At 63.5% G+C, this 19,375-nt stretch carries 16 protein-coding genes and 1 other RNA gene; 8 read left to right on the plus strand and 9 right to left on the minus strand.

Annotated features, from left to right (window positions below):
• The first annotated feature begins 38 nt into the window (after positions 1-38).
• From lldD to HU763_RS21220, 6 genes are all read left to right on the plus strand, one after another.
• Complete coding sequence (lldD, locus tag HU763_RS21195) at positions 39-1,184, plus strand: FMN-dependent L-lactate dehydrogenase LldD (protein ID WP_186686674.1); 1,146 nt, start codon at positions 39-41, stop codon at positions 1,182-1,184.
• A 74-nt stretch (positions 1,185-1,258) separates the two neighbouring features.
• Positions 1,259-4,069, plus strand: coding sequence for an FAD-binding and (Fe-S)-binding domain-containing protein (locus HU763_RS21200; RefSeq protein ID WP_186686669.1), 2,811 nt, complete (start codon positions 1,259-1,261; stop codon positions 4,067-4,069).
• A 251-nt stretch (positions 4,070-4,320) separates the two neighbouring features.
• Positions 4,321-4,608: a hypothetical protein gene (locus HU763_RS21205; RefSeq protein WP_186686668.1), complete on the plus strand. Its 288-nt coding sequence runs from the start codon at positions 4,321-4,323 to the stop codon at positions 4,606-4,608.
• Between the two features lie 99 nt (positions 4,609-4,707).
• Positions 4,708-5,099: a transfer-messenger RNA gene (gene ssrA / locus HU763_RS21210) on the plus strand.
• Positions 5,100-5,449: 350 nt separating this feature from the next.
• A complete protein-coding gene (locus HU763_RS21215; protein ID WP_186686666.1) occupies positions 5,450-5,692 on the plus strand; it encodes a hypothetical protein in 243 nt (80 codons plus the stop codon).
• A gap of 22 nt (positions 5,693-5,714) precedes the next feature.
• The gene (locus HU763_RS21220) at positions 5,715-5,978 is read left to right on the plus strand and encodes a DUF3077 domain-containing protein (RefSeq protein WP_186686664.1); all 264 of its coding nucleotides are present in this window, start codon (positions 5,715-5,717) and stop codon (positions 5,976-5,978) included.
• A gap of 66 nt (positions 5,979-6,044) precedes the next feature.
• Here HU763_RS21220 and HU763_RS21225 read toward each other — a convergent pair whose 3' ends face one another.
• The 5 genes from HU763_RS21225 to HU763_RS21245 all read right to left on the minus strand — a co-directional run bounded on the left by HU763_RS21225 (position 6,045) and on the right by HU763_RS21245 (position 13,987).
• Positions 6,045-6,605, minus strand: coding sequence for a hypothetical protein (locus HU763_RS21225; protein WP_186686662.1), 561 nt, complete (start codon positions 6,603-6,605; stop codon positions 6,045-6,047).
• A gap of 186 nt (positions 6,606-6,791) precedes the next feature.
• Positions 6,792-9,185: a TonB-dependent siderophore receptor gene (locus HU763_RS21230; protein ID WP_186686659.1), complete on the minus strand. Its 2,394-nt coding sequence runs from the start codon at positions 9,183-9,185 to the stop codon at positions 6,792-6,794.
• 196 nt (positions 9,186-9,381) lie between these two features.
• Positions 9,382-10,773 carry a GABA permease gene (gabP, locus tag HU763_RS21235; RefSeq protein WP_186686656.1) on the minus strand — a complete coding sequence of 464 codons (1,392 nt, stop codon included), beginning with the start codon at positions 10,771-10,773 and terminating at the stop codon, positions 9,382-9,384.
• A 486-nt stretch (positions 10,774-11,259) separates the two neighbouring features.
• Positions 11,260-12,615, minus strand: coding sequence for a glucarate dehydratase (gene gudD / locus HU763_RS21240; RefSeq protein WP_186686653.1), 1,356 nt, complete (start codon positions 12,613-12,615; stop codon positions 11,260-11,262).
• 19 nt (positions 12,616-12,634) lie between these two features.
• On the minus strand, positions 12,635-13,987 hold the full coding sequence (locus tag HU763_RS21245) for an MFS transporter (RefSeq protein WP_186686650.1): 1,353 nt from the start codon (positions 13,985-13,987) through the stop codon (positions 12,635-12,637).
• Positions 13,988-14,248: 261 nt separating this feature from the next.
• Here HU763_RS21245 and HU763_RS21250 point away from each other — a divergent pair, with 261 nt between their 5' ends.
• Entirely contained in the window at positions 14,249-14,956 is a 708-nt protein-coding gene (locus tag HU763_RS21250; RefSeq protein ID WP_186686647.1) for a FadR/GntR family transcriptional regulator, read from the plus strand.
• Between the two features lie 145 nt (positions 14,957-15,101).
• Here HU763_RS21250 and HU763_RS21255 read toward each other — a convergent pair whose 3' ends face one another.
• The 4 genes from HU763_RS21255 to HU763_RS21270 all read right to left on the minus strand — a co-directional run bounded on the left by HU763_RS21255 (position 15,102) and on the right by HU763_RS21270 (position 18,399).
• On the minus strand, positions 15,102-16,112 hold the full coding sequence (locus HU763_RS21255; protein ID WP_186686645.1) for a zinc-dependent alcohol dehydrogenase family protein: 1,011 nt from the start codon (positions 16,110-16,112) through the stop codon (positions 15,102-15,104).
• Positions 16,113-16,277: 165 nt separating this feature from the next.
• The gene (locus tag HU763_RS21260; protein ID WP_186686643.1) at positions 16,278-16,868 is read right to left on the minus strand and encodes an HAD family hydrolase; all 591 of its coding nucleotides are present in this window, start codon (positions 16,866-16,868) and stop codon (positions 16,278-16,280) included.
• Positions 16,865-17,734 (minus strand): acyl-CoA thioesterase II, encoded by an 870-nt coding sequence (tesB, locus tag HU763_RS21265; RefSeq protein WP_170032802.1) that lies wholly within the window; start codon positions 17,732-17,734, stop codon positions 16,865-16,867. Before tesB ends, HU763_RS21260 begins: the two co-directional genes overlap by 4 nt.
• A 95-nt stretch (positions 17,735-17,829) precedes the next feature.
• Positions 17,830-18,399, minus strand: coding sequence for a GNAT family N-acetyltransferase (locus tag HU763_RS21270; protein WP_186686641.1), 570 nt, complete (start codon positions 18,397-18,399; stop codon positions 17,830-17,832).
• A gap of 180 nt (positions 18,400-18,579) precedes the next feature.
• Between HU763_RS21270 and pmrG the strand changes: the two genes are divergently transcribed.
• Complete coding sequence (gene pmrG, locus HU763_RS21275; protein ID WP_186686639.1) at positions 18,580-19,266, plus strand: lipopolysaccharide core heptose(II)-phosphate phosphatase PmrG; 687 nt, start codon at positions 18,580-18,582, stop codon at positions 19,264-19,266.
• Positions 19,267-19,375 lie beyond the last annotated feature (109 nt).

Below are 19,375 nucleotides of genomic sequence, written 5' to 3' on the forward strand. Positions count from 1 at the left end.
GCGCCCGGCAATCCCCACAAGCAACGCTGCGAGAATCCATGATCATTTCCGCCTCTACCGACTATCGCGCCGCGGCCCAACGCAAGCTGCCTCCTTTCCTGTTCCACTATGCCGACGGCGGTGCCTACGCCGAGCACACCCTGCGCCACAATGTCTCCGACCTGGCCGGCATCGCCCTGCGCCAGCGCGTGCTGAAGAACATGTCCGAGCTCAGCCTCGAGACCCGCCTGTTCGACGAAACCCTGAGCATGCCGGTGGCCCTGGCCCCGGTCGGCCTCACCGGCATGTACGCCCGCCGTGGCGAAGTGCAGGCGGCGCGCGCGGCGGCGGCGCATGGCATTCCGTTCACCATGTCCACGGTGTCGGTGTGCCCGATCGAAGAAGTAGCGCCGGCCATCGACCGGCCGATGTGGTTCCAGCTGTACGTGCTCAAGGACCGCGGCTTCATGCGCAACGCCCTGGAGCGGGCCAAGGCTGCCGGGGTCAAGACCCTGGTGTTCACCGTCGACATGCCCACCCCCGGCGCCCGCTACCGCGACGCGCATTCCGGCATGAGCGGCAAGCACGGCCCACTGCGCCGCGTGCTGCAGGCCATGATCCACCCCGAGTGGGCGTGGGATGTCGGCGTGATGGGCCGCCCGCACGACCTGGGCAATATTTCCGCCTACCGTGGCAACCCTACCGGCCTGGCCGACTACATCGGCTGGCTGGCCAACAACTTCGACCCGTCGATTTCGTGGAAAGACCTGGAATGGATCCGCGACTTCTGGGACGGCCCGATGATCATCAAGGGCATCCTCGATGCCGATGATGCCCGCGATGCGGTCAGGTTCGGTGCCGACGGTATTGTCGTGTCCAACCATGGCGGCCGTCAGCTCGACGGCGTGCTGTCCAGCGCCCGTGCCCTGCCGGCGATAGCCGACGCCGTCAAAGGTGAGCTGAAGATTCTCGCCGACTCCGGCATCCGCAGCGGCCTCGACGTGGTGCGCATGATCGCCCTGGGTGCCGACACCGTGCTGATCGGCCGCGCCTTCCTCTACGCCTTGGCCGTACACGGCCAGGCCGGGGTGAAGAACCTGCTGGAGCTGTTCGAGAAGGAAATGCGCGTGGCCATGGTGCTGACCGGTGCCAAGTCGATCAGCGAAATCACCCGCGACTCGCTGGTACGCGAACTGGGCGCCTGACGCCTGCAAGAACGACCGCCTGATTGACCCGGGGCATGTGGCGCACAGACGCCACAGCCCCGCGAGGAGACTGCATGAGCCTGCCTGCCGCGTTCCTGCGTGATGCCGAGCGCCTGATCCCCGCCGAACGCCGTTTCGACGACCCCACCGCCACTCTGGCCTTCGGCACTGACGCCAGCTTCTACCGGCTGATCCCCAAGCTGGTGGTACGCGTCGAGACCGAGGACGAAGTGGTCGGCCTGATCAAACTGGCCCAGCGCGAGCGGGTACCGGTCACCTTCCGCGCCGCCGGCACCAGCCTGTCCGGCCAAGCCATCAGCGACTCGGTGCTGATCGTGCTCGGTGACAACTGGAACGGCCGCGAAATCCGCGGCCAGGGCGAGCAGATCCGCCTGCAGCCAGGGGTCATCGGCGCCCAGGCCAACGCCTGGCTGGCCCCGTTCGGGCGCAAGATCGGCCCCGACCCGGCCTCGATCAACGCCTGCAAGATCGGCGGCATCGTCGCCAACAATGCCAGTGGCATGTGCTGCGGCACCGCGCAGAACAGCTACCACACCCTGGCCGGCCTGCGCCTGGTGCTGGCAGACGGCACGCGCCTGGACAGCGAAGACCCGGCCAGTGTCGCCGCCTTCGAAGCCAGCCACGCCGAGCTGCTGGAAGCGCTGGCCCGCCTGGGCCGCGAAACCCGTGCCAACACCGCATTGGCCGAGCGCATCCGGCACAAGTACCGGCTGAAAAACACCACCGGCCTGTCGCTGAATGCGCTGGTCGACTACGACCAGCCGCTGGACATCCTGCAGCACCTGCTGGTCGGCTCCGAAGGCACCCTCGGTTTCATCAGTGCAGTCACCTACAACACCGTGCCCGACCACCCGCACAAGGCCAGCGCCCTGCTGGTGTTCCCCAGCGTCGAAAGCTGCTGCCGCGCGGTGACCGTGCTCAAGCAGCAACCGGTTTCGGCGGTAGAGCTGCTCGACCGCCGCAGCCTGCGCTCGGTGCAGAACATGCCCGGCATGCCGCTGTGGGTAAAAGGCCTGTCGGGCAACGCCTGCGCCCTGCTGATCGAATCCCGCGCCGCCAGCCAGAGCCTGCTGCACGAACAGCTGCAACAGGTAATGGCCGCGATCGCCGATTTCCCGCTGGAACAGCAGGTCGACTTCAGCGAAGACCCGGCCGTGTACAACCAGTTGTGGAAAATCCGCAAGGACACCTTCCCCGCTGTCGGCGCCGTGCGCCAGACCGGCACCACGGTGATCATCGAAGACGTCACCTTCCCGGTCGAGCAACTGGCCGAAGGCGTCAACCGCCTGATCCAGCTGTTCGACAAGCACCGCTATGACGAAGCGATCATTTTCGGCCACGCGCTGGAAGGCAACCTGCACTTCGTTTTCACCCAAGGCTTCAACAGCGCCGAGGAAGTCGCCCGTTACCAGGCGTTCATGGACGACGTGGCACAGCTGGTGGCGGTGGAGTTCGGTGGTTCGCTCAAGGCCGAGCATGGCACCGGGCGCAACATGGCGCCGTTCGTCGAGCTGGAATGGGGCAGCGACGCCTACCAGCTGATGTGGAAACTCAAGCGCCTGCTCGACCCCAACGGCATCCTCAACCCCGACGTGGTGCTGAGCGAAGACCCGGACATCCACCTGAAGAACCTCAAGCCGCTGCCCGCCGCCGACGAGATCGTCGACAAGTGCATCGAGTGCGGTTTCTGCGAGCCGGTGTGCCCCTCCAAGGGCCTGACGCTCAGCCCGCGCCAACGCATCGTCATGTGGCGTGACATCCAGGCCAAGCAACGCGCCGGCATCGACACCCGGGAGCTGCGCCAGGCCTACCAGTACCAGGGCATCGACACCTGCGCCGCCACCGGCCTGTGCGCCCAGCGCTGCCCGGTGGGCATCAACACCGGCGAACTGGTGAAGAAACTGCGCAGCCAGGCCGCTGACCACACCAAGACCGCCGACTGGCTGGCCGACAACTTCCACACCGCCCTTGGCGGCGCACGCCTGACCCTGAGCGCTGCCAACACCGCGCGCAAACTGCTGGGGGCCCCGCGCCTGGGCCGCCTGAGCGCCACGTTGAGCAAGGCCAGCAAGGGCCGCCTGCCACAGTGGACCCCGGCCATGCCGCAACCTCTGCGCCCGCTGCCCGTCGGCCCGGCCAGTCACGACGCCCGCCCGCGCGTGGTGTACCTGGCGGCGTGCGTTTCACGGGTGATGGGCCCGGCCTATGCCGACCGCGAGCAAAGTTCGCTGCTGGACAAGACCCGCGCGCTGCTGGAAAAGGCCGGCTACCAGGTGGTGTTTCCCGACAACGCCGACAGTCTGTGCTGCGGCCAGCCGTTCGCCTCCAAGGGCTACCCCGAGCAGGCCGAACACAAGCGCCAGGAGCTGATCAATGCCCTGTTGCACGCCAGCCGCGGAGGCCTCGACCCAATCTACTGCGATACCAGCCCGTGCACCCTGCGCCTGGTCCAGGACCTGGGTGAAAGCCGGCTGGACCTGTACGACCCGGTGCGTTTCATCCGCACCCACCTGCTCGACCGCCTGGAGTTTACCCCTCAGGACGAGCCCGTGGCCGTGCACGTGACCTGCAGTACCCAGCACCTGGGGGAAAGCCAGGCGTTGATCGACCTGGCGCGACGTTGCAGCAAGCAGGTGGTGATCCCCGAAGGCATTCATTGCTGCGGCTTTGCCGGCGACAAAGGCTTCACCACCCCCGAGCTAAACGCCCACTCGCTGCGCAGCCTCAAGGACGCGGTGCAGTATTGCAGCGAAGGCATCTCCACCAGCCGCACCTGCGAGATCGGGCTGTCCAGCCATAGCGGCATCGACTACCACGGCCTGGTCTACCTGGTAGACCGCGTCACCCGCCCCCGCAGTATCTGACGGCTGACACGATCCCCTGTAGGAGCGGCCTTGCGTCGCGAAAGGGCCGCAAAGCGGCCCCAGGCTTGGTGCGGCGGAGCTGAAATCCCGGGGCCGCTGCGCGGCCCTTTCGCGACGCAAGGCCGCTCCTACAGGACGGCGTAGACCCGCGCCTGGCGCCAGATCCTCCACCGTCATCCGATTGAACCCCCGCCAATCCCCCGCAGTCCACCTTACAGGCCCACCTTCCAGAGGCCCCAGAGGAGACTCCCATGAAAGGTACCGCGCTTTCGGCCCTGTTCGCGGCCGCCACCCTGCTGGCTTCACCGGTGTTCGCCGCCGAAGACCTCTGCGCCACCAACCTGCAGAAGATCGACGACAACATGGCCACCCTCGGCGCCACCTCCGAAGGCCTGGACAAGGCCATCACCGAGCACGTCGACAAGGCCAAGGCCGCCCAGGCCGCAGGCGAAACCAAGGAATGCATCGCCATCACCAGCAAGGTGCTGGAGCGCCTGGACAAGACCGAAAAAGGCAGCGACAGCAACAGCGGCTCGTGACCCCAGGCGCGGGCGACGGGCCCTGCTGTCGACGTCGCCCGCACAATGGCGTATACTCCGCCTCACGTACCGTAAGGTGCGTTAGCTTAGAGCTAGTGTGGGGCCGATTAGGATTCGACGCCGGTAGCGAAACTCTAGGTGCATGCCGAGTTGGTAACAGAACTCGTAAATCCACTGTTGCAACTTTCTATAGTTGCCAATGACGAAAACTACGAGGGTTACGCTCTCGCTGCGTAAGCAGCTGAGCCCGCTCTCCTGGTAGCTTCGGCTCCAGCAATCATTAGGGGATGCCTGTAAACCCGAAATGATTGTCATACAGAACAGGATCGTCGTGTAGCACGTTGGGGGCAAAGCGACTAAAACTTACCCAACTCGTCCAAAGCACCCTGCCCGTCGGGCGGCTGCGGATTAACTCAGTAGACACGGCTAAGCATGTAGTACCGACAGCGGAGTACTGGCGGACGGGGGTTCAAATCCCCCCGGCTCCACCAAATTCCAGAAGAAAGACGCCCTCGGGCGTCTTTTTTTGTGCCTGGGTTTCAGATGTGCCCGCCGAAAATTCGGATTTATCCCCTTCCTTGTAAGCCGTTTCCCAAAGATACTCCCAGCGCCTGTTTTCCGTTGCGGTCGTTATTTCAGGGTTTTAGGCTCGGTGGGTCGTTGCACATCAACGACCAGCTTTGACAGGCTGATAACGACCAAACACACGGTTTTGCCTATGGCAGCTGTGTGTGGGGCACCTCGTGTGCGCCGGTTTGGTCTTCACCGGTCTGTCAACCCATACACGGCTGCCACCACTTGTTTGACAGCAAGCGCTGGTCGCTCCACTGAGGACCAAATAATGCTGAAGATCGTCCCCGATCCGCCCCACCACCTCCACTCGCTGGAGGACACCCTCATGCTCGACTCGGACTACGCGCTCTGTGCAGAAGCCGTAGCCCAGCAAGCGATGCTGATGCAGCCACGATCACCCGTTTCGCTATTGATGATGGCATCGATGCACGAGCTTGAAGCCCTGCGCAAACTGCTTGAATCAGCACTCGCGCCAATACACAGGCCAGCGGATCCGCAAGCACTGCACTGACGCTTACCGGGGAGATTGAACAATGGCTACCGAAGACGACAAATGCACTGTCGGTAAAACCATCTTCTACCAAGGTGAAAACCAGACCCACCCACTGTTCCGCATCGAGCCCGGCATCCCTTGCCAGAACGCCCGCGAGCAAGCCTCGGAACTGATGGGCTATGCGCGGGACCTGACAATCGAGGGTTTGATGGAAGACAAACCGAAGCTGATCTGGGCCGCACATTACCTGTGCGCCTTGGGCAAGGCGCTGCTGGATGATGCCGAACTGGGCATGATGCGCTGAACACCGCACGGCCCTGCTCGGTGCAGGGCCGGTCTCGCACACGGACTCGACTGAGTCGGTCCGCCACTATGAAGCGCTAGTCTCCAGCGTACCGGCGCTGCTGGCGACCAGCAGCGCGACGATACAAGCCAGCAAAGCGAAGGCCGTGAACACCGCCATCACATGCATGCAGGGCATGACATGGTTCCACGCTCGAGCTACCCCCAGGAAAGCGGCAAACAGCCAACCACTCATGGAGAATGCGCCCAGGAGTGCCAGGCGGCCGCGGTCAGAACGCGGCAACAGGACGAAAGGTGCTTTTTGCAACAACGGGAAGCCGATGCGATGCAACAGGCCACCGTTCAGCGTCAGCAGCGTGACGACGGCAACCTTGGCCCAGAGTTTCTGGTTGAGCAAGTAGGCCGAGCCCTCAAGAAGATACCCCTGGAGTATCAGCAACAGACCACTGCCCCAAAGAGCGAGTAACGCGAGGGTGGCAATTTTCCTGGTTTCTTCCAGGTACTCATGCTTTGCCTGGTCCAGCGCTTCTTTGCGCCAGCCCCAAAGCTTGTGATCGGCAAGCAATACCCTGCCCAGGGCGATACAGGTGGCGATCAGGTGGACGTACACGAGGAGCATCTTCAGCATTCTTTTTCGACCTTATTCTTATAGGGACAATGTGCTCCTTGCGCTATGAATGTTAATGATAGTTATTAACGGTTGCAACATTATGTTGCAAAGTCATCCCCTCGCTCACCCTCGCTGCAATATTCCGAATTTCATTGGCGGACGCCCGGTATCCCGGCGTTGGGCCGGGATACGGCGCCCTCAGTCTTACCAGCTATAACTCAGCTTCGCCGTTACCTCCCGCCCCGGGTTGTAGTAGTTCGCTGTCCCTGAGCCCACCACATGCTGCTCGTCAAACAGGTTGCTGACGTTAAGCGCCAGGTCGGTCCCCTTGGCGATCTGGTAATTCAGCGCAGCGTCGAACAACGTAGTGCCATCGCTCTTCTTGGTATTGGCCGCATCCATGTAATAAGCCCCCACATAGCGCGCTCCGAGGCCAACGCTCACGTCGGTGCCCGGAATGCTGTAGTAGCCCCACAGGGAACCCGAGTGCTTCGGCGCCGTGGCGAATTCATTGCCCTTGAGCGAAGAGCCGTCGTACAACGCCCCGCGCAGCACCTCGGACTGCATGTACGAATAGGCGCCAATCACGCTGAAGTCCTGGGTAATCTGCGCCTTGGCTTCCAGGTCCAGGCCGCGCACGCGCAACTCGCCCACCGTCTGTTGCTCGATGATGCCGCTGGGCAGTACCACGGCGATGGTGACGTTCTCCTGGGTGAGGTCATACACCGCCGCCGAGAACAACGCGTCCATCCCCATCGGCGAATACTTCACGCCCACTTCGTACTGCTTGCCCGTTTGAGGTGTAACGCCAACCTGGGGCGGCGATACGGATTCCACCATGCTCACATAGGTGGAAACCTCGTCGTTGACGATGTAGGTCAACGCAGCCCGGTAGGAGGTTTCCGAGAAGTTGTCCTTCTCTTCCTGGACACCGCCGACGTATTCCTTGCTCGACAGGTCCATCGAGTCATTGCGCACGCCGGCAGTGGCGATCACGCGGTCGTAGAACGACAGGTTCTGCTGCAGGAAAACCGCCTTGGTAGTGGCGTCGTTCTTCTGCCGGGTATAGGGCGTGAGGCCGCCCGGTACGCCGGTGAATACCGGGTTGGCAATGTCGATGGAAGGCGCCAGGCCGTAGATCGAGCTTTGTCTGGTTGTCGAATCGAGGTACTCCACACCGACCAGGGTGCTGCTGTCGACATGCTCGAACTGCGCATCGTATTGCAGCATCAGGTTACCGTTGAGCTGGTCGGCATCGCTGTCGGTGCCGAACACGTAACGCGGGATGACGGTGCCGACCCGCGCCGGGCTGTCGCTCAGGTAGGCGTAGCCGAAGTCATCGCTCAACTCGCTGTAGCGCAGGTTGCTGCGCAGCACAAAGCCATTGTCGAAGTCGTGGGTGATGTTGCCGCTGAGGCTGGTGCGCTCCACGTCATGGAAGTTGTAGCCTGGCTCACCATAGAAATCGCTACGGTCGTATTCCTTGTCCAGCGGATAGCCACCGCTGTTCGGCGAACTGTTGGTTTTCAGGTAGTCCACGATCATCGTGGCAGAGGTGTAGTCGGTAGGCGCCCAGGTCAGCCCGCCCATCACGAAGCGGTTGTCGTCCTGGGAGTGGTCGTACTCACGGTCACTGTTCTGCATCTTGGCGGTGAAGCGGCCAGCCAAGGTCTTTTCCTCGTTCAGCGCATCGCCGACATCGATGCCGGTTTCGGCATGGTCGAACGAGCCGTACGTCACGTAGCCCTGGCCAAACTGCTCGAAGCGCGGCTGCTTGCTGACGAAGTTGACCGAGCCGCCCGGGTCTGCCGGGCCAAACAGGGTGGAGTTGGCGCCGCGCAATACCTCGATGCGCTCGTAGGCGTATGGGTCTTCCCGCACACCCCGCATCGAGCTCAAGGTCAGGCCGTCACGGTAGGTGGTGGCCTGGAAGCCACGGATCAGAAAGTAGTCGTTGCGGTCGTCCGAACCGTAGTAGTCGCTGACCACCCCCGGCGTATATTGCAGCGCTTCTTCCGTGGTGCTGACGCTGCGCTGTTGCATTTCCTTGCTGGTCACCACAGACACGGAAGCGGGCGTATTGAGGAGGCTGGTGGCCACCTTGCCGCCCACCCACAGCTCCTTGGCGACCACCGAGTTGCTGTCATCGTCGGCGCTGGCCTTGACCTTGGCGTTGATGATGACCGGTGCCAGGCGGTAGTCCTCGCTGGCGCCAAGCTCCAGCGGGCCGGCAGGCGCGGGTTGTGACACCACCAAATAGGCGCCCGGTCCTTGTTGCTCCGCCTGAAGCTGGGTGCCCTGTAGGAGTGACGAGAGTGCAGCCGAGGTGCCCAGCGTCCCCTGCACCCCTGCAGTGCTGCGGTTGGCCACGGCCTGTGCATCGAAGGACAGGCTGACACCTGCCTGGCGGGCAAAGCGGTCAAGCGCTGGCGCCAGCGGGCCGGCAGGAATATTCCACTGCTGTAGCTGGCTGTCAGGCTCAGACATTGCAGATTGCGCCAGCACAGGTAGCGCACAACTGCTGACAACCAGGCCCAGGAAAACACCATGCAAAGCACGGCTCAAAGGATGGCGCTGTGGAACCGGGGTCGAACTCATTTTCTCGCTCCGTAGAGGGATCGGCAGACTGGCCTGTAATCCGGCCTTCCCTAGATGCCGAACGAGAATGAGAAATCACCTCATTTATTTTCGAGACAGCCTCACGCGGTGAGACTTTTTCCTGGTTGCGGTAAACCGGAAAAAACAAAGGGCACCCTCCACTGGTGCCCTTTGCCTTACCACCAGGTGAACCCAATCACCCCATCGAACGCACCCCTACGGGTTGCGCGTGGCCTCGCGAAGTCACGATTCCCAGGAAGGAAATAATGATCGCCAGGCCCAACGTCGAGCTGACCTCCGCCCGGTGTTCAGGCGTGTACATCATCACCGCCAGTGCTCCTGCAATGAACAGGATCACCGCCCAGGTCAGGTACGGGAACAGCCACATGCGAAACTTCAGCTCGGTGTTCTCGCGTTCCAGGCGGCGGCGCATGCGCAGCTGGGAGATGGCGATGACCATGTACACCAGCAAGGCGATGGCACCGGAGCTGGCCAGCAGGAACTCGAACACGCCCTTCGGCGCGAAGTAGTTGAGGACGGCGATGGCCGCGCCGATCAGGGTGCTGCCGAACACTGCGGCACGCGGCACGCCGACCTTGGAGGTCTTGTTGAGCATGGCCGGCGCGTCACCACGCTTGGCCAGCGAGTACATCATCCGCGAGGCGATGTAGATCGATGAGTTCATGCAACTGGTCACGGCCACCAGCACCACCAGGTCGACCATGAACGCCGCGTTGGGGATGTTCATGATCTCCAGTGCGCGCTGGTACGAGCCCACCACTGCCAGTTGCGGGTCGTTCCACGGCACCACCGAAATGATCACGAAGATCGACAGGATGTAGAAGGTGCTGATACGCCAGATCACCGAGCGGGTGGCCTTGGCGATGTTGCGCGACGGGTCGCTGGACTCGGAGGCGGCGATGGTCACCGCCTCGGTACCGATGAAGCTGAACATCACGGTGATGAACGCGCCGACCACCGCCGACCAGCCCTTCGGTGCGAAGCCGCCATGCTCGGCCATCAGGCTGCTCAGGCCGCTGACTTCGCGGTTGGGCAACCAGCCCATCAGGGCAGCGAAGCCCAGGCCGATGAAACCGAGAATGGCGGTGACCTTGAGGATCGCGAACCAGAACTCGAACTCGCCGTACTTGGCCACGCTGAACAGGTTGGTGCCGGCCAGCAGCAGCACCGAGGCCAGGGCGAAGATCCAGCTGTCTACCTGCGGGAACCAGACGTTCAGTACATGGCCGGCGGCCAGCGCTTCGATGGGGATCACCAGTACCCAGAACCACCAGTACAGCCAGCCGATGGTGTAGCCGGCCCAACGGCCGATGGCCTGGTCGGCATAGGTCGAAAACGAACCAGTGTCAGGGTGTGCAACGGCCATTTCGCCGAGCATGCGCATGACCAGCACCACCAGGGCCCCGGCCACGAAATAGGAAAGTATGGTAGCTGGCCCGGCTGCCGCGATGGCATGGCCAGAGCCGACGAAAAGTCCGGCGCCGATGATGCCGGCGATGGACAGCATCGTTACATGACGAGGCTTGAAACCTTGGGCAAGGTTGCCATCAGATCCCACGGTGTTCATTGATGTTGTTCTCTTTTTGCTGACACAAGGAAGGACGGGCAGGCGTAGGCGAAAATATCTCCTTTGAAATCAATAAGTCGACACATTACTTGCGCGCTGTTGTTGATATTTGGCGCGCGTCACAGAGCAGGTGTCCGCATAGGTCGGGGTTCATTTAAGCCGCGCAGGGCTGTGGGAAATTACACGAGAACGCCCCGGAACTGTTCGATCACGACAGGCCGTTTTCACCAGCGCCAGATTTTGCCGATGGCGTGCCCGCTGGCGACAACGGTCCATCTGAGGCTTCTGTTTTTCATTTGGATGTGCGACCTGTGCCAGCCCTGCGCGGGCAAGCCCGCTCCCACTGCTGCTGCGTACACTTCAGGCCTTCGCAATAAGCTGTAGGTTGCCCACGAAGAGGGCGGCACAGGCACCGCCACATTCAGCCTCAACAAAAAAGCCCCGGTTTCCCGAGGCCCCATTCGCAACACCTGGCCTGTACCTGGGTCAGCGCACCAGGCACGGCCGCTTGTTATCAAAGCGCCAGCCAGGAATCAGGAACTGCATCGCCACGCTGTCATCGCGCGCGCCCAGGCCCATATTACGGTAGCACTCATGGGCCTTGGCCAATTGCGCCTCATCCAGCTCCACCCCCAGCCCTGGCCGGGCCGGCACACGCACATGGCCATCGACGATGCGCAGCGGCTCGCGGGTCAGGCGCTGGCCGTCCTGCCAGATCCAGTGGGTGTCGATTGCGGTGATCTCGCCCGGCGCCGCCGCCGCCACCTGAGTGAACATCGCCAGCGAAATATCGAAGTGGTTATTGGAGTGCGAACCCCAGGTCAGCCCCCAGTCGTTGCACATCTGCGCCACCCGCACCGAGCCCTGCAAGGTCCAGAAATGTGGGTCGGCCAGCGGAATGTCCACTGCCTGCGACTGGATCGCGTGGCCCATCTGCCGCCAGTCGGTCGCGATCATGTTGGTGGCCGTGGGCAAGCCGGTAGCGCGGCGAAACTCGGCCATCACCTCACGGCCCGAATAACCGTCCTCGGCACCACACGGGTCCTCGGCGTAAGCCAGCACAGCGTGCTTGTCACGGCACAGGGCAATGGCCTGCTGCAACGACCAGGCGCCGTTCGGGTCGAGGGTGATGCGCGCTTGCGGGAAGCGGTCGGCCAGGGCCGTCACCGCTTCCATTTCCTCCTCGCCTCGCAGCACCCCGCCCTTGAGCTTGAAGTCGCTGAAGCCGTAGCGTGCCTCGGCGGCCTCGGCCAGGCGTACCACTGCGTCGGGGGTCAGTGCTGTTTCGTGGCGCAGGCGAAACCAGTCATCGTCGCTGTCGGCTTCGTTGCGGTAGGCCAGGTTGGTCTGCCGGCGGTCACCGATGTAGAACAGATAACCGAGCATCTTCACCGCGTCGCGTTGCTGCCCTTCGCCCAGCAGTGCAGCCATCGGCACGTTCAGGTGCTGGCCGAGCAGGTCGAGCAGCGCCGACTCCATGGCAGTTACCGCATGCACGGTAATGCGCAGGTCGAAGGTCTGCAGGCCACGCCCGCCCGAATCGCGGCCAGCGAAGGTCTGGCGCATGGCATTGAGCACGCGCTGGTAATGGCCGATCGGCTGGCCGAGCACCAGGCTGCGGGCGTCTTCCAGGGTCTGGCGAATCTTCTCGCCACCGGGCACTTCGCCCAGGCCGGTATTGCCAGCGCTGTCGCGCAACACCACCACATTACGGGTGAAGAACGGGCCATGCGCACCACTGAGGTTGAGCAGCATGCTGTCATGGCCGGCGACGGGGACGACGCGCAGGTCGGTGACTACCGGGGTGCCGGTGTGGATAGCGGGGGTTGTCTGCAGGTTCATGGTTGTTGTCTCGCAGTCATCAGTGGCTCTGGCCCAGGGCCGAAGGGGCCTTGAGGTCGTCGGAAGGGGCGCCCTTCGGGCGCGTGCGTACGAAGAACACGGCAATCGCGGCCAGTACCGAGGTCACCGCCAGGCCGTACAAGCCGCCCTGGATCGACCCGGTCTGCTGTTCCAGCAGGCCGAAGGTGGTGGGTGCGACGAAGCCACCGAGGTTGCCGACCGAGTTGATCAGGGCGATCACCGCTGCGGCAATGCGTGCATCCAGGTAACCCTGCGGGATCGGCCAGAACAGCGAAGACGCCGACTTGAAACCGATCGCCGCGAAGCACACTGCAACAAAGGCGAACACCGGCCCGCCGGTGGTGGACATGAACATGCCGATGGCCGCGACCACCAGTGCCCCGGCCACCCAGGCCTGCTGGAACTTCCAGCGCGCGGAGCCGGCGGCGAAGGCATACATGGCCAGGATCGAGATCAGCCAGGGGATCGAGTTGAAGAAGCCGACCTGCAGGTCGCTGAGGTCGCCCATGCGCTTGATGATGCTGGGCAGCCAGAAGGTGGCGGCGTAGATGGTCAGCTGGATGCAGAAGTAGATCAGGCAGAACAGCAGGATCTGGCGGTCCTTGAGCAGGCTCCAGGCCGATGGCTTGTCCGCTGCAACGGCTTCACGCTCACGCTGCTCGCGATCGATGGTGGCCACCAGCGCGTCCTGCTCGGCCTGGCTCAGCCACTTGGCATCCTGCGGCCTGGAATCGAGCCAGAAGAACACGAAGAAGCACAGCACCACCGAGGCCATGCCTTCGATGAACAGCATCCATTGCCAGCCATGCATGCCCAGGCCCTGAAGCTGCATCAGCGCCCCGGCCAGCGGCCCGGAAATCAGCGAGGCCAGCGCCGAACCGCTGAGGAAGATGGCAATTGCCTTGCCGCGCTCGGCGGCAGGCAGCCAGCGGGTGAAGTAATAGATCACCCCGGGGAAGAAGCCTGCTTCGGCCACGCCGAGCAGAAAGCGCAGCACGTAGAACTGGGTTTCGTTCTGCACGAAGGCCATGGCCGTGGCCACCAGCCCCCAGGTGAACATGATGCGGGTCAGCCACAGGCGCGCGCCAACCTTTTGCAGCAGCATGTTCGAAGGCACCTCGAACAACGCATAACCGATGAAGAACAACCCGGCGCCAAAGCCATAGGCCGCGGCACTGATGCCCAGGTCGCTTTCCAGATGCGGGCGGACAAAGCCGATGTTGACGCGATCGAGGTAGTTGACGATGAACATGATGACGAACAGCGGCAGGACGTGGCGCTTGACCTTGGCCACGGCACAGGCCAGGGCGTCGCCTTCATTCCGGGTCGACGGAGCGAGGGTATCGTTCACTTGCGGATCTCCCACTAATTGTTTTTGTGCGGGGCGGAGTTGTCTGACATGACAGTGGGAGGGAGCATATGCGCGGCGCAGTTGTACGACAAGCTCAACAATGTCGTCAAAATTGCAAAATACAAGCTGTCAAAATACAAAATTTTCGAAAACGTGCCGGAATCGCGACGCTATGGAACGCCTGGAGCGTGGCAAAAATCAGCAAAAAATATTTCTATCGATTAACTTGTCATACAAGCACTGACAGCAACGGATCACATCATGGAACCCGAACGCCTGCGCAAACATGGCCACAGCCGTGCTCACGACCTGGTCTCCAGCCTGACCCAGCAGATCTTGCTGGGCACCTTCAAGCCCGGCGACAAACTGCCCTCGGAGAACACCCTGGTACGCGAGCACGGGGTAAGCCGCACCGTGGTCCGCGAAGCCTTGTCGAAACTGCAGGCATCGGGGCTGGTGGAACCACGCCACGGCATCGGTACCTTCGTGATGGAGCGCCAGGTCCAGGCTGGCCTGCGCATTGCTGCGGAAAGCGCGGCGAATGTGCGCGACCTGCTGGAGCTGCGCATTGGCCTGGAAGGCCAGGCGGCCGCCCTGGCCGCGCTGCGCCGTGATGATGGGCACCTGGCACGCATGCGCCAGGCGCTGGATGACTACCAGGACCTGGCCGCGGCGGGCGACAGCTGCATCGAGGCCGACCGGCGCTTTCACCTGTTGATTGCCGAGGCCACCGGCAACCTGTATTTCACCGAGATGCTGCTGCAACTGGGCAATGGCCTGATCCCGCGCAACCGCATGGCGTTGGCTGAGCGCAGCGGGGCGAAGCTGGCGCGGCAGGCGTACCTGGCCAACCTCGAGCATGAGGCGATCCTCAATGCCATTCGCCGGCGAGACCCGGACGCCGCGCGGGCGGCTATCTGCCTGCACCTGTCCAATAGCCGCGATCGCCTGCTGCCTGAACAGGCCTGACCCACTCTCCGGTAGACGCGGCCTTGCGTCGCGACAGGGCCGCAAAGCGGCCGCCGATTTTCAGCTTCTGTGCGCAAGCCGAGGGGCTGCTACGCAGCCCATCGCGACGCAAGGCCGCTCCTACACGAAGCCCTTGCAGGCGTAGTTACCAGGTCAGGCAGATCTTGCCGAAATGCCGGTTGCTCTCCTGGTAGCGGAACGCCTCGACGATCTGCTCCAGCTCGAAATGTTTGTCCACTACCGGCCGCAAGCCATTGGCATCGATTGCCCGCACCATGGCCTGCTGCTGGGCGCGGCTGCCCACCAGCACGCCCTGCAGGCGAATCTGCCGCACCAGCGCCTGCACCAGCGGCAACTGCCCGGCCACGCCGGTGAGGATACCGATCAACGACACATGCCCACCGATGCGCGCGGCAATCATCGACTGCTCCAACGTCGCCGGGCCGCCCACTTCGATCACATGATCGACGCCGCGGTTGCCGGTCAGCTCGCGCGCTTTCTCACCCCAGGCCGGGGTGCTCTTGTAGTTGATCAGGTGATCGGCCCCCAGGGCCTTCAAACGTTCGAGCTTGGCGTCGCTGGACGAGGTGGCGATCACCGTGACGCCGGCGAGCTTGGCGAACTGCAGGGCGAAGATCGACACGCCGCCGGTACCTTGCACCAGCACCGTATCGCCGGGCTTGAGGTGGTCATCGCTCATCAGCGCGCGCCAGGCAGTGAGGCCGGCGGTGGTCAGGGTGGCGGCTTCGGCGTGGCTGAAGCCCTTGGGCGCCAGGGTGAAGGCGCTGGCACGGGCGGTGACCTGTTCGCGGGCATAACCATCGATACCATCGCCAGGCACCTTGGCGAAACCCTCGACATTGGCCTGGCCATCCAGCCAGTCGGGGAAGAAGGTGCTGACCACACTGTCGCCGACCTGGAACTCGCTGACACCGCTCCCCACCGCGACCACTTCGCCTGCGCCATCGGCCATGGGAATGCGCCGCTCGCTCGGCCCCCACATGCCGCTGACCACAGCGAAGTCGTGGTAGTTGAGGGAGCTGGCGTGCAGGCGAACGGTGATCTCGCCGGCCTGGGGTGCGGGGGCCTCGCTGGTGCCGACTTCGACCTTGTCGTAGCCGCCGCCGGGTTGTACGTAGATGGCCTTGCTGGTCATGGGTAGGGTCTCCGTGCAGGGAAAAGAATGAGCTTCAGCATAGACAGGTCCGGCCCTGTCGCCGGCAAGCCAGCGCCCACAAGGGCGCCATCGGACCTGGGAGTTGTGCATTACCAGTGGCAGCGGGCTTGGCCGCGATAGGGCCAGCACTGCCAACAAAAAAACTCAGCCCAGCATCACCTTCAATGCCCGGCAATCGGCCGCATGCCAGTCCACCAGTTCCGGCCATGGGTTGTCCGGCAAGTTCACCAGCACCGTGCGCGCCCCTGCTGCACGCCCACAGTCCAGGTCGAACCGATAATCCCCCACCATCACCAGCTCGTGGGGTGCCACACCCCAGGCACTGGCGATCTTCAGCAACCCGTCCGGGCTCGGCTTGGGCGCTGCTTCGTCGCGCCCGAGAATGTGCTCGACCGGGAAGCAGTCGGCCAGGCCGATGGCCTCCAGCGTCACACGCGCAAGCTCACGGGCATTGCGGGTCAGAATGCCCAATCGGCAACCCCGCTCGGCCAGCTCGCGCACCAGCTCCACCGCCCCGGTCGCCGCCCTGGAGGCAACCGCCAGGTCGCGCTCGTGCTCCAGCAGCCAGGCATGCTTGGCCGCCGCCTCGTCGGCTGGCAGGGCCGCCAGGTGGGTGAGGATGTCGTGCTCGGCCGGGATGTCCAGCGCCACGCGGATGGCGGCAAAGTCGTGCACGGCCACGGTCAGGGTGCCGTCCATGTCGAACACCCAGTTGCGGACCTCGCCCAGGCTCATGCCCAATCCTTGCGATGGCGGATCAGGCCTTCCTGGCACGACGACGCCACCAGTTGCCCGGCCTGGTTGAAGATGTTGCCACGGCAGAAGCCACGGGCGTTGCCCGCCCAGGGGCTGTCGGTGGCGTACAGCAGCCATTCATCGGCACGCAGGTTGCCGTGGAACCACAGCGAATGGTCGAGGCTGGCGATCTGCATGTCGCGTTGCCACACCGATTTGCCATGCGGCAGCAACGCAGTGGTCAACAGGCCGAAGTCCGAAGCATAGGCCAGCAGGTATTTGTGCAGCGCCGGAATGTCAGGCAGGTTGCCGTCGGCGCGGAACCAGGCGTACTTCACCGGGTCGCCGGGCTTGGGGTTGAACGGGTCGCGCTCGGTGACCGGGCGGATCTCGATCGGTTTGGCACACAGCACCTTGTCGCGGATGCGCTCGGGCAGTTGCTCGGCCATGGCCCGGGCCAGTTCGACTTCACTGGGCAGGTTCTCCGGGCCGACCACCTCGGGCATTGGTGCCTGGTGCTGGAAACCGTCCTCGTCGTACTGGAACGAGGCACTGCAGGTGAAGATGGTCTGGCCCTTCTGGATCGCCGTCACCCGCCGGGTGCTGAAGCTGCCGCCATCGCGCACGCGGTCTACCGAATACACCACCGGCAGGCTGGCATCGCCAGGGCGCAGGAAATACCCGTGCAACGAATGGACATGGCGTGCGTCTTCGACCGTCTGGCTGGCTGCCGACAACGACTGGCCCAGCACTTGCCCGCCATACAACTGGCGGAAGCCCAGGTCCTGGCTGCGTCCACGGAACAGGTTCTCCTCGATGGACTCGAGGCTCAACAGGTCGACCAGGTCGTCCAACACATGACTCATCGGGGGTTCTCCTAGCAAGGCAACACGTCTCTACAGCGCTGTTATGAGGGCAAATGATACAGGGTTTGTCATTCGCGCCGGGCATGGGCCTGTATTCAGGCGCGCAGGGTACGCTCCCAGTGTGCACGGTCGATGCGGTACAGCACATGCGGGCGCAGCGGGTCGCCCACAGGCAGGCGGGGGTGCTGGAAACTGCCGTGCAGGTCCTGCTGCATGCCGATGGCCTGCATGACTTTCTGTGACGGCAGGTTGCTCTCGCTAGTGAACGACACCACCTCTTCCAGGCGCAATTGGGCGAAAGCACAACGCAGGCAGGTCCACGCCGCTTCGCTGGCGAAACCCAGGCCCCAGTGGCGGCGTGCCAGGCGCCAGCCGATTTCCACCGCAGGTGTGAAATGGGCATCGAAGCCCACGTGCAACAGCCCGGTCATGCCAATGAACGCACCGCTGTCCTTGCGCTCCAGCGCCCACAGGCCGAAGCCGTATTCGTTGAAATGCCCGCGCACGCGGCCGATCAGCGCAGCCGCCTCCAGGCGTGTCAGCGGCGCCGGGAAGTAGCGCATCACCTGCGGGTCGGCGCACATCGCGGCGAACTCGCGCAGGTCTTCGTCGCGCCATTGGCGCAGCACCAGGCGTGCGCTTTCCAGTTGCAGGATGGGGGTCATGAGGCGTGCTCCGGTTTTACTGTCTTGCAGTTTACAGCGTAGGCGCGGGCGTGGCTTTCACCTAGCCGGTGCACACCCGAATGCAATTTTCACATGGCCTTCACCGCCCCCCGACAGGCGGCCTGAGAGGATGCCGCCATCACCGCCGCGCCAGGCGCGGCCATGCCAACGGAGCCATGCATGCTATCGAGCAACACCCTGGGGCACCCTGCCATCCACGCCCGGCGCAAGCGACGCCTGACCCGCAAAACCCTCGGCGCCGCACTTGGCTTGTGCATGGTCGTGGCGGCATTGACCACCTGGCTGGCGACGAGGACGCATATCGTGGACCTTGGCAACGGGCAACAACTAAGCGATAGCGGCCTGCTGAAGGACTGGGCTGACGGTGCGGTGATCGTGATGATTCGCCACGCCGAGCGCTGCGACAGCGCCCCCGGGCCATGCCTGGACGACCCCAGCGGTATCACCGTGGCCGGCAGCCAGGCCGCCAGCCGGGTTGGCCAGGGGCTGCAGCAGTTGGGCCTGGCCAACGCCGATATGCTCAGCAGCCCGAAATTGCGCACGCGGCAGACTGCGCATTTCATTCTTGGCCAGGCGGTGGCCAGTGAGGACTGGCTGGAAGGGTGTGACAGCCAGTTCGCTCGGGAAGCGATGGCACGCAAGCGGCCCGGGCATAACCTGGTGCTGGTGACCCACAATGGTTGCATCGACCATTTTGCCCGCCAGCAAAAGGTGGTGGGCGGCGAGCGTGAAAGCGGGTATGCCAGCGCGCTGTTCGTCTCGGTGGATGGCAATGGCAAGGCGCGTATCCTCGGGCGCCTGAACGAGCCCGACTGGCAGCGGGTACTGTCCAGCATCGCGAAATAGCACTGCGCACTTTGCTGTGCCGGCCTGGTACCGCGAAACAACACTGCGCCCTTTGTTGTGCCCGGCCTGGTACCGCGAAATAACACTACGCCCTTGTAGGAGCGGCCTT

Origin of the sequence: Pseudomonas anuradhapurensis, assembly GCF_014269225.2 — a bacterium.
GTDB classification, from domain to species: domain Bacteria; phylum Pseudomonadota; class Gammaproteobacteria; order Pseudomonadales; family Pseudomonadaceae; genus Aquipseudomonas; species Aquipseudomonas anuradhapurensis.

What these genes read in the sequence shown, in the direction of transcription:
- HU763_RS21225 (WP_186686662.1), bottom strand. Translation starts at nt 6,605, where the DNA reads ATGCTGAAGATGCTCCTCGTGTACGTCCACCTGATCGCCACCTGTATC.
- HU763_RS21260 (WP_186686643.1), bottom strand. Translation starts at nt 16,868, where the DNA reads ATGAGCCTGGGCGAGGTCCGCAACTGGGTGTTCGACATGGACGGCACC.
- lldD (WP_186686674.1), top strand. Translation starts at nt 39, where the DNA reads ATGATCATTTCCGCCTCTACCGACTATCGCGCCGCGGCCCAACGCAAG.
- HU763_RS21255 (WP_186686645.1), bottom strand. Translation starts at nt 16,112, where the DNA reads ATGACCAGCAAGGCCATCTACGTACAACCCGGCGGCGGCTACGACAAG.
- gudD (WP_186686653.1), bottom strand. Translation starts at nt 12,615, where the DNA reads ATGAACCTGCAGACAACCCCCGCTATCCACACCGGCACCCCGGTAGTC.
- HU763_RS21200 (WP_186686669.1), top strand. Translation starts at nt 1,259, where the DNA reads ATGAGCCTGCCTGCCGCGTTCCTGCGTGATGCCGAGCGCCTGATCCCC.
- tesB (WP_170032802.1), bottom strand. Translation starts at nt 17,734, where the DNA reads ATGAGTCATGTGTTGGACGACCTGGTCGACCTGTTGAGCCTCGAGTCC.
- HU763_RS21220 (WP_186686664.1), top strand. Translation starts at nt 5,715, where the DNA reads ATGGCTACCGAAGACGACAAATGCACTGTCGGTAAAACCATCTTCTAC.
- HU763_RS21270 (WP_186686641.1), bottom strand. Translation starts at nt 18,399, where the DNA reads ATGACCCCCATCCTGCAACTGGAAAGCGCACGCCTGGTGCTGCGCCAA.
- pmrG (WP_186686639.1), top strand. Translation starts at nt 18,580, where the DNA reads ATGCTATCGAGCAACACCCTGGGGCACCCTGCCATCCACGCCCGGCGC.
- HU763_RS21230 (WP_186686659.1), bottom strand. Translation starts at nt 9,185, where the DNA reads ATGAGTTCGACCCCGGTTCCACAGCGCCATCCTTTGAGCCGTGCTTTG.
- gabP (WP_186686656.1), bottom strand. Translation starts at nt 10,773, where the DNA reads ATGAACACCGTGGGATCTGATGGCAACCTTGCCCAAGGTTTCAAGCCT.
- HU763_RS21215 (WP_186686666.1), top strand. Translation starts at nt 5,450, where the DNA reads ATGCTGAAGATCGTCCCCGATCCGCCCCACCACCTCCACTCGCTGGAG.
- HU763_RS21250 (WP_186686647.1), top strand. Translation starts at nt 14,249, where the DNA reads ATGGAACCCGAACGCCTGCGCAAACATGGCCACAGCCGTGCTCACGAC.
- HU763_RS21205 (WP_186686668.1), top strand. Translation starts at nt 4,321, where the DNA reads ATGAAAGGTACCGCGCTTTCGGCCCTGTTCGCGGCCGCCACCCTGCTG.